The organism is Streptomyces sp. NL15-2K, assembly GCF_030551255.1.
In the GTDB taxonomy this organism is placed as follows: domain Bacteria; phylum Actinomycetota; class Actinomycetes; order Streptomycetales; family Streptomycetaceae; genus Streptomyces.
The window spans coordinates 1,239,250-1,254,509 of sequence record NZ_CP130630.1; the positions used below are offsets into that span (position 1 = coordinate 1,239,250).

5 protein-coding genes are annotated in these 15,260 nt (G+C 73.1%); 3 read left to right on the forward strand and 2 right to left on the reverse strand.

The window, feature by feature from the left end; genetic code table 11:
• Positions 1 to 3 precede the first annotated feature (3 nt).
• The gene (locus tag Q4V64_RS04920; RefSeq protein WP_172628992.1) at positions 4 to 9,645 is read right to left on the reverse strand and encodes a non-ribosomal peptide synthetase; all 9,642 of its coding nucleotides are present in this window, start codon (positions 9,643 to 9,645) and stop codon (positions 4 to 6) included.
• Positions 9,646 to 9,890: 245 nt separating this feature from the next.
• On the opposite strand from Q4V64_RS04920, the gene Q4V64_RS04925 reads away from it, so the two are divergent.
• Genes Q4V64_RS04925 through Q4V64_RS04935 form a run of 3 tightly spaced genes read left to right on the forward strand, consistent with a single transcriptional unit; the run spans position 9,891 to position 13,285 of the window.
• Entirely contained in the window at positions 9,891 to 11,246 is a 1,356-nt protein-coding gene (locus tag Q4V64_RS04925; protein WP_253266725.1) for a cytochrome P450, read from the forward strand.
• Complete coding sequence (locus Q4V64_RS04930; protein WP_124437466.1) at positions 11,236 to 12,963, forward strand: fatty acyl-AMP ligase; 1,728 nt, start codon at positions 11,236 to 11,238, stop codon at positions 12,961 to 12,963. The genes Q4V64_RS04925 and Q4V64_RS04930 overlap by 11 nt, the downstream gene beginning before the upstream one ends.
• A gap of 10 nt (positions 12,964 to 12,973) precedes the next feature.
• On the forward strand, positions 12,974 to 13,285 hold the full coding sequence (locus Q4V64_RS04935) for an acyl carrier protein (protein ID WP_124437467.1): 312 nt from the start codon (positions 12,974 to 12,976) through the stop codon (positions 13,283 to 13,285).
• A 442-nt stretch (positions 13,286 to 13,727) separates the two neighbouring features.
• Here Q4V64_RS04935 and Q4V64_RS04940 read toward each other — a convergent pair whose 3' ends face one another.
• Entirely contained in the window at positions 13,728 to 15,122 is a 1,395-nt protein-coding gene (locus Q4V64_RS04940) for a glycoside hydrolase family 43 protein (protein ID WP_124437468.1), read from the reverse strand.
• Between the last annotated feature and the right edge of the window lie 138 nt (positions 15,123 to 15,260).

Genomic DNA, 15,260 nt, shown 5'->3' on the forward strand with positions numbered 1-15,260 from the left:
CGTTCAGGCGCGCATCGGCCGCAGCCTGGGCCTGGTCTGCCGGTCGTCGCCCTCGCGGTCCGCGAGCCACGCCGCGAGCGCGGCGGGTGTGGGCTTGTCGAACAGCTCCTGGATGGGCAGTTCCTCGCCGAGCAGCACCCGGACCCGGCTGACCAGCCTGGTCGCGAGGAGCGAGTGCCCGCCGAGGAGGAAGAAGTCGTCCCGCACGCCGACCGCCGGCAACCCGAGGATTTCCGCGAACGCCGAACACAGCGCCTCTTCACGGGCGTTGGCCGGCCGAGGTCCCGCGCCGGCGGCGGCCGCGCGGTCGGGCGCGGGCAGGGCGGCGCGGTCCAGTTTCCCGTTGGCGGTCAGCGGCAGGGTGTCGAGGACGACGACCGCGGCGGGCACCATGTGCGGCGGCAGTTCATCCCGGGCGAGCCGCCGTACCGCCTCGGCGAGCGCGTCGCGGTCGGTTCCGGCGTCGCGGTCGGCCGGGACGACGTACGCGGTGAGGCGTCTGTCGCCCGGGACGTCCTCGCGGACAATCACGGCGACCCGGTCGACGGCCGGGTGCGACAGGAACACGGCCCGCACTTCGCCGGGCTCCACCCGGAACCCGCGGATCTTGACCTGGTCGTCGGCCCGGCCGAGGTATTCGAGGACCCCCTCGGTGTTCCAGCGTGCGCGGTCCCCGGTGCGGTACATCCGTGCGCCGTCGCCGAACGGGCCGGCCACGAACCGCTGTGCCGTCAGGCCGGGGCGGCCCAGGTAGCCGCGCGCCAACTGCGCGCCGGCCGCGTACAGTTCGCCGGGCGCGCCGACGGGCACGGGTTGCAGCGCGTCGTCGAGTACGTACATCGCCGTGTTGCCCACCGGGGTGCCGATGGGGACCGCGTCGCCGGTGACGGACGCGGCGTCCAGGCGGCCGGTGACGACGCCGATGGTGGTTTCCGTCGGGCCGTAGTGGTTGAACACCGGCTGGTCGCCGGCCGCTTCGAGGAGTTGCCCGAGCCAGTCGGGGGTAGCGGCCTCGCCGCCCAGCACGAGCGTCCTGTGTGGGAGCAGCCACCGCAGGTCGCCGGAGGAGCCCAGTGCGGCCAGGTGGGAGGGGACCATCTTCACGTGGTCGATGCGGTGTCTTGCCAGGTAGCCGGTGACGGCGAGCGGATCGGTCACGTCGGCCGCGTCCAGCACGTGTAGTTCGCCGCCGGTGGCGAGGGCGGCGAACAGGACCGTGTTGCCGAGGTCCGTGGTCACGGGTTGCAGCAGCGCGTACCGTGCGCCAGGTTCGCCGAAGCCGAGCCGGGGCGGCACGTGGGCCACGTAGTTCGCGAGTGCCGCGTGCGTGACGGCGACGCCCTTCGGCCGCCCGGTGGAACCGGAGGTGTAGATGACGTACGCCAGGTTGCCGGGGTCCGTGCCGGCCTCCGGTGGCGTGTCCGGCTGGGCGTCGATGGCCGCCGCGACGGCCGGGTCGTCGAGGGCGAGGGTGTGCAGGGGGCCCGTCGTCGGCATGTCGTCCAGTACGTCGGTGGTGCCGATGAGGGCGACGGCCCGGCTGTCGGTGAGCATGTGGCCGAGCAGGGCGGCGGGGTGGGCCGGGTCGAGCGGCAGATAGGCCGCCCCGGCGTGCCACACGCCGAGGATCGCGGCGACCGCGTCGATGCCGCGAGGCAGACACAGCGCCACGACGCTCTCCGGTCCGACGCCGAGGCCGCGCAGATGGTGCGCCAGGCGGTGGGCGCGAGCCTGAAGCTCGCGCTGGCGGATCTCGGCGCCGCCGCAGACCACGGCCGTGGCGTCGGGGGTGCGTGCCGCCTGGGCGGCGATGAGTTGCGGCACCGTCGGTTCCGGCGTCGGCGCGGCGGTCCGGTTCCACTCGTGGGCGAGCCGGTGGCGTTCGGCCGGGTCGAGCACGCCGACCGCGGTGAACGGCCTGTGCGGGGCGTCGCCCAGCGCCGTGACCAGGTTGTCCAGGCAGGTGTGCAGCAGCGTCAGGATGCGGTCGGGGTCGGCCGGTGCCACCGCGTCGACGGTCACGGCGAAGCCGGTTCCGACGTCGCGGATGATCAGCGTGACGGGGTAGTTGGTGCGTTCCTGGGCGTAGCTCACGGTGATGCCTTCGAGGCCGGTGCCGGTCTCGGTGATGGTGCGGCCGTGCTGGTAGTTGAGGATCGAGGTGAACAGCGGGCCACCGCCCGGCACGGCGCTCGCCTTCTGGGCCAGGGCCAGCGGGGCGTGCTCGTGCTCCAGCAGTTCGGCGAGGCCCCGGCGCAGCGCGTCCAGCGCCCCGGTCACGGCGCCGCCGTCGATGCGGACCCGCAGGGGCAGGGTGTTGAGGAACAGTCCCGGTGTCCGGTCCGCGCCCGCGCCCGCGGTCATACGGCCGGTGAGCACGGTGCCGAAGACGACGTCGTCGCGGCCCGACACGGCGGCGAGCACCCGTGCCCAGGCCAGGTGGAAGAGCGTGGCGGGGCTGACGCCCAGCGTTCTGGCGGCCTCGCGCACCCGCCCGGCCACCTGGCCGTCGACCGGCCGGCCGGCGCGCGCCGCGGTGGCGCCGTCGCCGCGCACGTCCAGCAGGCCGAACACGGCGGTGGGTTCGGTGACATCGCCGAGCAGTCCCGCGAAGTAGCGCTCGTGTTCCTCGGCGGGCGTGCCGAGCCGGGCCTGCGCGACGAAGTCGCGGTACGGCAGTGGCGCGGGCAGCCGCTGCCCCTGGCCGGTGAGGAACGCTCGGATCTCCCCGAGGAGCAGCCCGACGGTCGTGTGGTCGCCCGTCATGTGGTGGACGCGCAGCAGCGCGGTGCGGGGCCCGTCGCCGGGCTCGGTGAGGACGTGCACGCTCAGCAGCGGCGCACGGTCGAGTGCGAGCCAGGTGCCGCCGGCGTCGAGGAGCTGCCCGGCCGGGTCCCGGACGGGGTCGCGTTCGACGTACTGGACGGGGACCTCGGCGCGGCGCCACACCACCTGCACCGGTTCGCGCAGCCCTTCGGAGACGATCGCCGTGCGGTAGATGTCATGCCGGTCCACCACCTGCTGGAGCGCCGCGAGGAACGCGTCGAGCCGCTGCGGCGAGTCGAACTCCAGCACCACGGACCGCATGTAGACGTCGGTGTCGCCCTCGGCGCGCGCCAGGTGGTGGAAGAGCATGCCCTCCTGGAGAGGCGCGAGGGGGTACACGTCGGCCACGTTCGCGGCGCCGCCGTCGACGTGGGCCACGATCCGGGCGATGTCGTCCTCGTCGAGTTCGGCGAGCGGCAGCATGGCGGGGGTGATCCCGGTCGCGCCGTCGGGTATCCGGTTGGCCGGTACGTCCGCCTGCCGTGGTCCCGCGACGGCGGCGAGTCCGGCGGCCGTCGGGGTGAGGAACAGCGCCCGCACGGACACCGGGAGACCGCGCGTGCGCAGGTCCTCCACCAGGGCCACCGCCACCAGCGAGTTCCCGCCGAGGGCGAAGAAGTCCTCCTCGGGGCCGACCGTGTCGAGTCCGAGCACCCGCGCGAACGCCGCGCACAGGATTTCCTCCCGCACGGTCTCGGGGCCGCGGCCCGCGCCGCCGTTCGTGGCGCGTTCCGGCTCGGGCAGGGCGGCCCGGTCGAGTTTCCCGCTCGGCGTCAGCGGCAGCTCGCCGAGGACGACGACCGCGGCCGGCACCATGTGCTCGGGCAGCCGGCGTGCCACGTGGTCCCGTAGCCGTACGTCGAGGCCGTCCGCGTCGGCCTGGCCGGCCGGGGCGACGTAGGCGACGAGGCGGGGCTGTCCGGGCGTGTCCTCGCGGGCGACGACGGCGGCGCCGGCCACCTCGGGGTGTGCGGCGAGTACGGTCTCGATCTCGCCCGGCTCGATGCGGTGGCCGCGGATCTTGACCTGGTGGTCCGTGCGGCCCGCGAACTCCAGCCGCCCGTCGGCACCCCACCGGGCCCGGTCGCCGGTGCGGTACATGCGCTCGCCCGAGCCGAACGGGCAGGCCACGAACCGCTCGCCGGTCAGGCCCGGCCGGTTCGCGTAGCCCCGGGCCAGCCCTGCGCCCGCGAGGTACAGCTCGCCGGGCACTCCCACGGGCACCGGCTGCAGCCAGGCGTCGAGGACGTAGGCGCGGACGCCGGCGAGGGGCGTGCCGATCGGGACGCGGCCGTCGTCGGCGTCGCGTGCGGTGAGCCGGGTGGTGGTGGCTCCGACGGTGGTCTCGGTGGGCCCGTAGTGGTTGTGGATCTCGCGGTCCCCGGCCGCCGCGAGCAGTTCGCGGAGCAGGGCGGCGGACGCGGCCTCGCCGCCGAGCACCAGCGAACGGGCGGGCAGTACGCCTTCGGGCCCGGTCTGCGCGGCGAGCGCCGCCAGGTGCGAGGGGACGGCCTTCAGGTGGTCGATGCGGTGGCGGGTGAGGTGGTCGGCGACCGCGGCCGGGTCGAGTACGGCGTCGGGGTCGAGGATGTGCAGTTCGCCGCCGGTGGTCAGCGAGCAGAACAGCATGGTGTTGCCCAGGTCGGTGACCTGCGGCTGAAGCAGCGCGTACCGGGTGCCTTCGCCGCCGTGGCCCAGCCGCTCGTGTGCCGAGGTCACGTAGTTCGCCAGGGAACCGTGTGTGACGGCCACGCCCTTGGGGGTGCCGGTGGAGCCCGAGGTGTAGATGACGTAAGCCAGTTGGTGCGGGTGCGCCGCGGGGTACGGCCCCGCCGCCGCTGCTGGTTCGCTGAGTTCGTCGGCGGAGACGATGCGTACCTGTCCCGCCGGGAGGTCGTCCACGGTCTCGTCGGCGGCGACGAGCAGGACGGCCCGGCTGTCGGCCAGCATGAACGCGGTCCGCTCGACGGGCTGCCCGGCGTCGAGCGGCAGGTAGGCGGCGCCGGCGCGCCAGACGCCCAGGATGGCGGCGATCATGTCCGGGCCGGGCGGCAGGCAGAGCGCGACCACCGACTCCGGTCCGATGCCGGCGCCGGCCAGGTGCCGCGCCATCGTCTCGGCGCGTGCCCGCAGTTGGGCGTAGGACAGCGTGGTGCCGTCGTGGCTCACGGCCACGGCGTCGGGTGTGCGGGCCGCCTGGGCCAGGAAGAGATCCGCCACGGTGGCGGCCGGTGCGGGTGCCGCGGTGTCGTTCCACTTGGTCAGGACCCGGGTGCGCTCGTCGGCGTCGAGGAGGTCGACCGCGCTCAGCCGCAGCCGCGGCGACCCGGTCACCGCCCACAGCACCCGCAGCCAGCGTTCGGTGAGGCCGCGCGCGGAAGCGGCGTCGAACAGGTCGGCCGCGGCGGTCACCGAGCCGGTCAGACCTGCGGGCCGCGCGTGCGCGTCGAACTTCTCGGTGACCATGACGTCGAGGTCGAACTTCACGCCCGGCCGCGCGCCCGGCACCGGCGTGATGTCGAGCCCGGGCAGCTCCAGCGCCACGTCGGCGGTGTTCTGCATGGTCAGGACGGTCTGGAAGAGCGGGTTGCGGGCGGCGGAGCGCGCCGGGGCGATCTCCTCCACCAGCCGGTCGAACGGCACGTCCTGGTGGGCGAAGGCGCCCAGCGTGACGTCCCTGACCCGGCTCAGCACCTCGGTGAACTCGGGATCGCCGGTCAGGTCCGTGCGGATCACCACGGTGTTGACGAAGCAGCCGACGAGGTCGTCCAGCGCCTCGTCGGTGCGGCCCGCGACCGCCGAGCCGATCGGGATGTCCGTGCCGGCTCCCAGCCGGGACAGCAGCACTGCGAGCGCGGCCTGGAGGACCATGAACACGGTCACGCCCTCGGCGCGGGCCAGCCGCACAAGCCGCTCGTGCAGTTCGGCCGGCGCGTCGAGCGGGACGTCGTGGCCTCGGTGGCCGGCGACGGCGGGGCGCGGCCGGTCGAAGGGCAGGGCGAGTTCGTCGGGTATGCCGGCCAGGGCGTCCCGCCAGTAGGCGACCTGAGTGGACATCAGGCCGGTCGAGGCGTCGCCGTCACCGTCGCCGTCGCCGTCGCCGTCGCCGAGGATGTCGCGCTGCCAGAGCGTGTAGTCGGCGTACTGCACGGGCAGCGGCTGCCACTGCGGCGCGCGTCCCTGTTCGCGGGCCGTGTAGGCCGTGGACAGGTCGCGGGAGAGCGGGCCCATCGACCAGCCGTCCCCGGTGATGTGGTGGACCACCACGACGAGGACGTGCTCGTCGGCGCCGAGCGCGAACAGCCAGGCCCGCGCGGGCGGTTCCGACGCGAGGTCGAAGGCGTACCCGGCGGCCCGCGCCACGGCGTCGGCCAGTTCCCCGGGTCCGAGCATTTCCAGCTGCGGCTCGGAGCGCATGTCGTCGACGGCGACGACATGCTGGTACGGCAGTCCGTCCGCGACGGGGAACACCGTGCGCAGCGCTTCGTGCCGTTCGAGTACGTCCCGGTACGCGGCGGCCAGCGCCGCGCGGTCCAGTAGCCCGGTGAGGCGCAGGACGATGGGGGCGTTGTAGGTGGTGCCGCGGCCGTCGAGCTGTTCCAGGAACAGCAGCCGGCGTTGCGCGAAGGACGGCGGCACGCGTGGCGGGCGGGCCCTCGGTACGAGCGCGGGCCGCGCGGGTGCGGAGCCGGCGTCAGCGCGGGACAGATGTGCGGCGAGCCCCGCGGGCGTCGGGTTGAGGAAGAGGTCCCGCATCTCCAGGCCGACGCCGAGGGCGGCGCGGACGCGGGAGACCACCCGGGTGGCCAGCAGGGAGTGGCCGCCGAACTCGAAGAAGCCGTCGTCGGGTCCGATCGCGTCGGCGCCCAGTGCCTCGGCGAAGATCCCGCAGAGGATCTCCTCCTCGGGTGTCGCCGCCCGTCCGGTGCCCGCGCTGCGCTCAGGTGCGGGCAGGGCCCGCCGGTCGACCTTCCCGCTGTGCGTGAGCGGGAATTCGGGCAGTACGGCGATCGCGGCGGGCACCATGGGCGCGGGCAGCCGGCCGGTCAGGAACTCGCGCAGCCGGCCGGGCAGATCGCCGCCGGCGCCGGAACCGGTCACGTACGCCACCAGTTGCGTGTCGCCGGCATCGGTCTGCCGGGCCACGGCGACGGCCCCGGAAACATCGGGGTGGGCGGCGAGCGCCGCCTCGACCTCGGCGGGCTCGATGCGGAACCCGCGGATCTTCACCTGTTCGTCGGCGCGGCCCACGAACACGAGTCCCGCGTCGGGCGTCCACCGGACCCGGTCGCCCGTGCGGTACAGCCGGTCGCCGCCGCCGCTGGGGTCGGCGACGAACCGCTCGGCGGTCAGCGCCGGGTTCCCGGTGTAGCCGCGGGCGAGTCCCGGTCCGGCGACGTACAGCTCGCCCGTCACCCCGGCGGGCAGCTGCTCCAGGAAGTCGTCCAGGACGAGTACGCGGGTGCGGGCGACGGGTGTGCCGATGTGCGGTGCGGCGCCCGGGGCCAGCGGGCCGGAAAAGGTGGCGCAGATGGTCGTCTCGGTGGGGCCGTAGGCGTTGACCAGGGTCCGACCGCGCGCCCAGCGGTCCACGAGGTCGGGGGTGAGCGCTTCGCCCGCCGACACGAGGGTGCGCACGGACGGGAGGTCAGCGGGGTCGAGGGCGGCGAGCACCGCTGGGGGAAGGGTGGCGTGGGTGACGCCGTGCCGGGAGACCACTTCGGCGAGGCCCGCTCCCGGGAGCAGTTCGCCGGCGGGGGCGACGACCAGGGCGGCGCCGTTGCACAGCGCCATCAGCAACTCCCAGGTCGCCGCGTCGAATCCGATCGAGGCGAACTGGAGCACCCGGCTGCCGGGTCCGACGCCGAGCCGGGCGGCCTGAGTGGCGACCAGGGCGGCCACACCGGCGTGGGTCAGGGCGACGCCCTTCGGCCGTCCGGTCGACCCGGAGGTGAAGATGACGTACGCCAGCCCGGTCGGCGCCGGTGGCCGCGTCGGCCGGGTCGCGGGCTGCGCGTCGATCGCGGCCCGCACCCGGGGGGCGTCGACCGCGACGGCGAGCATGCCCTGCTCGGGCAGTTCGTCGAGGATGTCGGCGGCGGTGAGGAGCGCCACGGCGCCGCTGTCGGCGAGCATCGCGGACACCCGCTCCAGCGGCTGCGTGGGGTCGATCGGCAGGTATCCGGCGCCCGCCTTCGTCACGGCCAGCAGGGTGGTGACGAGGTCGACGCCCCGGTTCATGACGACCGCGACGACCGACTCGCGGCGCACGCCGAGCCCGGTCAGGTAGTGCGCGAGCCGGTTGGCCCGCGCGTCGAGTTCCGCATACGACAGGTGTTCCCCGTCAGCGATTACGGCGGGCGCGTCCGGCGCCAAGTCGGCGCGGGCGTGGAAGAGTTCGGGGGCGGTCAGCTCGGGCACGGGGAGCGCGTCGACCACCGGGACCATACGGCCGTCGTCGAGGAGCCTGACCCGGCCGACGGGTTCGTCCGGCGACGCGGTCGCCATCCAGTCGAGCACCCGCCGGAAGCCGCGCAGGACGTCGCCGGCGGTCCCCGGCTCGTACCGGTCGCGGTTGACGTCCACGTCGATCCGGATCGCGCTGCCGGCCATCTGGTCGTAGACGTTGATCTGCCGGTCCTCGGTCGGCCCGTGGGTGAGGTTCCGCACGGTCGCGGTGGCCGTGCCGAACCGCGGCGGGTAGCCGTAGCCGAGGATGTTGACGTTGAGGTCGCACAGGGCCGGGGCGCCGGCCGGCATCAGCTCCCGCACCACTTCCTCGTAGCGGTGGCGCTGGTGGCGCAGGCCGTGGCCGATGGCGCGGGAGGTGCGGCGCACGACGTCCGCGAGCGGCATGCCGGGAGTGATCTCCAGCCGGATCGGCATCACGTTCGACGTCATGCCGGCGATGCGCTGTTCCCGCCGGCCGGTCCGGCCGAGGACGGGGACGCCGAGGACGATGTCACGGGCGCCGCTGATCCGGTGCTGGTAGACGGCGGCAGCGGCGACGACGAGGCCGGCGAAGCCGCTCTTCAGGTCCCGGGCGGCGGCCCGCAACCGGTCGGAGTCGCCGGGAGTGAGGTCGGCGCTGTCGCGGGCCGCCGGCCCGGCGTGCAGCCCGCTCCGCCCGGTCCGCTCCCCCGTACCGGCCAGCGCGTCGAGCCAGAACTCCCGGTCCCGCGTGAAGTCGGGCGAGGCACGGTAGGCGCGTTCCGACTCGACGAGCACGTGGCTCGGTTCGAGCGGGGGCTCGCCGTACTCGCCGCCGGCGAGCAGGGCGGCGTACGCGTCGCCCACGCGGGCGGCGACCAGCGCGCCGCCGTGCCCGTCCATGATGAGGTGGTGCGCGCGGTGGTACCAGATCAGGTGGCCGTCGCCGAGGGCGATCACGGCGTGGGTGAAGAGGGTGTCGCCGTCCAACGGGTCGACGGGAAGGGCGAGTTCGGCGCGCATCCAGGCGTCGGCCGCCGCGCCCGGGTCGGGTTCGGCGCGCAGGTCGACGATCCGCACGGGCACGTCGGCAGCCGGGTCGGCGTACTGCCGCGGCGCCCCGTCCACCAGACGGAACCGGAGCCGGTACGCGTCGACGTCGGCCAGCGCCGCGCGCAGGGCACGCACGAACAGGTCGAGGTCCACACCGCCGGTGATGTCCAGGTACTCGGCGACGTTGAAAACGGCGTCGTCCGGCGCGACCTGCTGGGCGTACCAGATGCCCAGCTGAGCGGATGTCAGATCTCGGGGAACGGCCTCGGCGGAGGCCGTCGTTCCCTCACCGCCGGCCCGGAACCCGTTTTCTGAATCGTCGATTGGAATCGGCACGGGCCGTCCTCCCGGGAGGATGAATGCTGGCGGCTGAACCATTCGGGAATTCAGTGGCTGCCCGCATCCTCGCCAGGGGTCGTACGGACGTCAACACGCTTCCGGGGCACCCCTGTTCCGCCGTTCAACCGTGCCGTCGCCGCGGTTGAACAGGCCACTGGCGGGTGAATTCACGAACGCTTTCACCTTCTCGCAACCACCGGTACTGTCGGCGCGAGATGGACTCGACCGGGGGTGGATTTCTGGTGACGAGCCGAACCGCCGGTGAAAGCGGAACCGCCGGTGAAATAGCGAAGACGGTTCCGCCGGACCGTCCCGCGCTGCCCGCGGAGATCGCGGAGCTGACCGATCCCGGTAATCGGGAGGACCCTTATCCGTCCCTGGACAAGCTGCGCGAGCGTTCCCCCTACAAGCCGTTCGACGGGCTCGTGGTGGTGGGCCGGCACGCGCAGGTCTCGGCGCTGCTGCGCGATCCCTCGATGAGCGCGGCCCGGGACCGGGCGACGCTGTCGCCGACCCCGCGCGGGCCGCGCACCCGGAACTTCCTGCATCTCGACCCGCCCGAGCACACCCGCTACCGGCGGCTGGTGGCGGGCGCGTTCGCCCGCCGGAAGGTGGCGGGCCTGGAGCCGCGTATCCGCCGGATCACGGCGGACCTGATCCGGGACGGCGCTCAGAGCGGGACCCTTGAGGTCGTCGACGGGCTCGCGTATCCGCTGCCACTGCGGGTCATCTGCGAGCTGCTGGGCGTCCCGTTCGAGGACCGGCAGCTGCTCCAGGACTGGTCGGCGAGCCTTTCCGAGGCGCTGGACCCGCCGCTCGGCCCGCCGCCCGCGCCGACGACCACCACGCGGGCGGCGCGGGCGCGGGCCGGATTCGTCGCGTACTTCCGGAAGTTGATCGAGAAGCGCCGCGGCACGCCCCGGGACGATCTCGTCTCGCACCTGCTCCAGGTCGAGGAGGAGGGGGAGCGGCTCGACGACCACGACATCCTGGCGACCTGCGTGCTGCTGCTGAACGCGGGCCACGAGACGACGGTCAACCTGATCGGCAACGCGGTGCTCGCCCTGCTGCGCCACCCCGAGCAGCTGAGCCGGCTGCGCGCGGACCCCACGCTGGCCGAAGCCGCCGTCGAGGAGGTCCTGCGCTACGACGCTCCCGTCCAGATGACCACCCGGGTCGCGACCCGGGCCGGCTCGATCGGTACGGCCGAGGTCCGGCCGGGGGACATGGTGCTGCTCCTGCTGGGGGCCGCCAACCGGGACCCCGACGTGTATCCCGACCCGGGCCGGTTCGACATCGGCCGCTCGCCCGCGGCGCCCCATCTGTCGTTCTCGGCGGGGCCGCACTTCTGTCTCGGCGCGGGGCTGGCCCGGCTCGAAGTGGCCATCGCGCTCGAACTGTTCGCGACGCTCCTGGTCCGGCCCCGGCTGCGGCCCGGCGACCTCACGTACAAGCGCAACCTGAACCTGCGGGGGCCGGCTCGTCTCCTGGTCGGCGTCGACGTCGACGCCGACTCCGACTCCGACTCCGACGCCGTCCGCCCCGTACGAGTGTCCGGCTCGCCGCCCGCCGCCGAAGGACGATCACATGGCTCATGACCTGACCGACGCCCCGGATCTGGTGACGCTGTTCCGCGAGCACGTGGCGGCCCGGCCCGACGCCGAGGCCGTCGCGTTCCTCGCCGATCCCTCCGACCTCGCCGGCGGGCTGGTGCGCTGGTCGTACGCCCGGCTCGACCGGGAGGCCCGTATCCGCGCGGCCTGGCTGCGCGAACATCTGCCGCCGGGCTCGCGGGTGCTGCTGCTGCATCCCAGCGGGCTGGAGTTCGTCGCGGCCTTCGTGGGCTGCCTGTACGCCGGGATGATCGCCGTGCCGGCCCCGCTGCCGGGCGGTCAGCGGCATCAGCGCAAGCGGCTCGCCGCCATCGCGCACGACGCCGGTACGGGCGCCGTACTGACCACGGCGACGGACCTCGCGGAGGTCCGGGAGTGGGCGGCGGAACTGCCGGACGCCACGATTCCGGTCGTCGCCGGGGACCTGCTCGGAGCCGGCGACCCGGAGAACTGGCGGCCGCTGCCGATGGACCGTTCGACGACGGCCGTACTGCAGTACACCTCAGGTTCGACCGGCGATCCCAAGGGCGTGGTACTCCAGCACGACCACATCCTCGTCAACACCGCCGCCGCCACGTCCGCCCTCGCCTTCGGCGGCCGCGTGGGCGGCTGGCTGCCGCACTTCCACGACATGGGGCTCTTCACCCAGATCGTGTGGCCGCTGCTGCTGGGCGGAAGCACCGTGCTGATGGCGCCGGCCGCGTTCGTCAGACGGCCGATCCGGTGGCTGCGGATGATCGACGCCTACGGTGTCGGCTGCTCCTTCGCGCCCAACTTCGCGTTCGAACTGTGCACGCGGAGGGTCGGCGACGAGGACCTGGCGGGCCTCGACCTGTCCCGCTGGCACCTGGCCGGCTGCGGCTCGGAGCCCATCAACCCGCGTGCCCTCAGGGCGTTTTCGGACAAGTTCGCCGCCGCCGGGTTCCGCCCGGAGGCGGTGACCGCCTGCTACGGCATGGCGGAGACCACCGTCTACATCTCCGGGCACGCCGACGCCCCGCTGACGACCCGCCGGGTGGACCTCGACGCGCTGGCGCGGGGCGAGTTCACGCCCGCCGTCGAGGGCCGCGTCTCCCGCGAGATCGTCGCCTGCGGCCGTCCGCAGGACGCGTACGACGTCCGCATCGTCGACCCGGAGACCGGGCAGGAGCTGCCGGACGGGCGGATGGGCGAAATCTGGCTGCGCGGCCGGAGCATCTCTCCCGGCTACTGGCAGCGGGACGACAGCGCGGCGGTGTTCGACGCGGTCACCTCGTCCGGCGACGGCGGCTATCTGCGCACCGGTGACCTCGGCGTGTTCTACGACGGCGAGGTGTATGTGCACGGACGCCTGAAGGACCTGATCATCGTGCACGGCAGGAACGTTTATCCCCAGGACATCGAGCACGAGCTGCGCGCGCAGCACCCCGAACTGGGGAGGACGGGCGTCGTGTTCGCCGGGCCGGGCACCGTCCCCGGCGACGACGGGTCCGCCGTCGTCGTCACGCACGAGGTGGCCGGCGTGCCGGACGACCGGCTGCCCGCCCTCGCCGCCGAGATCCGGCACACGGTGGGGCGCGAGTTCGGCATCAGCGTCGCCACCGTCGCCCTGGTGAAGCCGGGCACCGTCCTGCGGACCACGAGCGGCAAGATCCGCCGCTCGGCGATGCGGGACCTCTTCCACGAGGGCCGCCTGGCCTCCCTCCACCAAGACCCGCGTTAGGGGACGTCCCATGTACGACACCACCACGAACGACATCACCACCACGGACGACATACGGACCGAACTCCAGGACTGGCTCTGCGCCTACCTGGCCGAGGAACTGCGGCTCCCGGAAGGGTCGATCGACCCGGAACAGCCCATGTCCGCCTACGGCCTGGACTCGGTCAGAGCCATCACGCTGATCACCGAGGCCGAGGAACTCACCGGCTGCGAACTCGACCCCAACGCGCTGTGGGAGTTCCCCACGGTGGTGTCCTTCGCGGGACTGCTGGCCGAGCACGTGACCGCCGCCGTCACGTCCGGCCCTCCCCTCGCGAAGTGAGCGCGGGCGCCATGTGAACGGGGGCGCCAAGTGAACGCGGTGCCCACCGCGTTCACTTGGCGCCCGCACGAGTGGTCGCCGCCCACACGCCGGTCCGCACGCGCGACGCGGGGGCCGGCGTGTGGTGATCATGCGCGGGTGAATCCTGTGAACTCGCCCGGCCGGCGCCGGTCCCGTACCACCGCCGTCGCCGGGCTCAGCGCCCTGGCCCTGCTGCCGACCGTGTGCGCGCTGGCTCGACGCCATCCGGCACCACCCCGGACTGCTTCGGAGCTTCTCCAGCACCGGCTTCCATTCCAGTGCTGTGGCGAGCCCTGACGGCCTCAAGAGTCCGATGGTGGCAAGGAGTAGGAGGCCGTCCACCGAGAGGGCCCGCAACCCACACGTCGAGATCCACTGCGCGTCGGCCGCAGCACAACTGCTCAGGTCAGCAGGGGGCAGGTCAGGCCCAGGATGCCACTGGCGTGAACGAACTGTCCTGGCGGAAGAGATCCGTCCCGTTCGTCCGCTCCACCCTCAACTGGTAGCTGTAGTGGCGCAGGTAGTACCCGGGGTAGTTGTACGACTCGAACCGCAACGAGCCGCTCGTCGTGCCGGTGCGGGCGATGAATGTCGCGTCCTTGGCGAACGTCGTCGTGCCGTCGTTCGCGTCGAACCGGGCGCGGAAGTCCCAGTGGCGCAGGTAGTTGCCGGCGGCGTCCCGGAAGGAGTAGCCGTTCGAGTCCGCGAGGCCGGGTACGACCGTGAAGGTGGAGGCCCGCTTCTCGGCGGTGGTGCTGGAGCCACTCACCACGGGGAGGTTGAGCAGGGAGGACTGCGACTGCCAGTAGCGGGTGGGGAAGTTGGCCGACTGGAGGGAACGGGTGACGTTCTTCGCGAGGTTCGGGCCGCCCGACACCGTCTCCTTGATCACCGTGAAGTGGCGTGCCGTGCCCGAGACGGCGGGCAGTGCCGTCGGCGCCGACCAGGTCGCGAAGGTGTCGTAGCTGTCGCTGTAGTAGTAGGTGCCGTCGCCGTAGCCGTCGAAGAAGATCCGCCAGGCGCCGTTGTCGAGCTGCACCAGCGCCGGGCCCTCGCGGTAGCTGCCCCAGCCCGCCCAGTTGCCCGTCCTGCTGATGGTGTAGGGGCCGGTGAGCCTGGAGGCCGTCGCGTACTCGATGTACTTCGTCGTCTCGTTCTTGGTGAAGGCGTGGTAGGTCGAGCCGATCCTCACGATGTACGTGTCGATGTGGTTGGCGCCGATGCCGGACAGAGCGACCGGTGAACTCCACGCTGTGAGCGCCGAGTTGGTGGCCTTCAGCAGGTATGGCGTGAAGATCCACTCGTCGTTCGTCGTCGAGCAGGACACGATGACGTTCACGCTGCCGTCGCTGTCGACGAACCACTCCGGCGCCCACGCCCGGGACAGGTTGGCGATCGGGACCGTGTAGTCGTACAGGAAGGTCCAGTTGACCCGGTCGGTGCTGCGGGAGAAGCCGATCGTGGTGCTCGGGTCCTGCCAGGTGTGGGTGGTGTAGGTGATGTAGTAGTAGCCGTTCGTGTGCTTGAGGATGCTGGCGTCGCGGATGCGGTTGCTGGGCGGGGTGTAGGCCGACGACCTGACGAGCCGGAAGTCGGTGGCGTCGTCGGACTGGTAGACGTTCACGGTGCCGTCGTTGCTGTTGAGGAACGGCACGATGGTGTAGCGGGTGGCGGAGCCGCTCGGCGGGGCGGCAGCGAGGGCCGTGCCGAGCAGGCCGGGCATCTCGCCCAGCAGGACGGCCGAGGCCGGCAGGGCGGCCAGCCCGCGCAGCAGGGTGCGGCGGGACGGTGGCGGTGTGGGGGGTCTGGTGGTCACGGGCGGCTCTCCCTCGGAGTCATGCGGTGCGATCTCATACGGCTCGATCTCATGCCGCTCGATGTCATGCGGCTCGATGCCATGCGGCTCGATGCCATGCGGCTCGATACGCATACGGCTCGATACGCATACGGCTCG

Excerpts from the sequence above, each read along its gene's own strand:
- Q4V64_RS04930 (WP_124437466.1), top strand. The coding sequence starts at position 11,236 with ATGGCTCATGACCTGACCGACGCCCCGGATCTGGTGACGCTGTTCCGC.
- Q4V64_RS04935 (WP_124437467.1), top strand. The coding sequence starts at position 12,974 with ATGTACGACACCACCACGAACGACATCACCACCACGGACGACATACGG.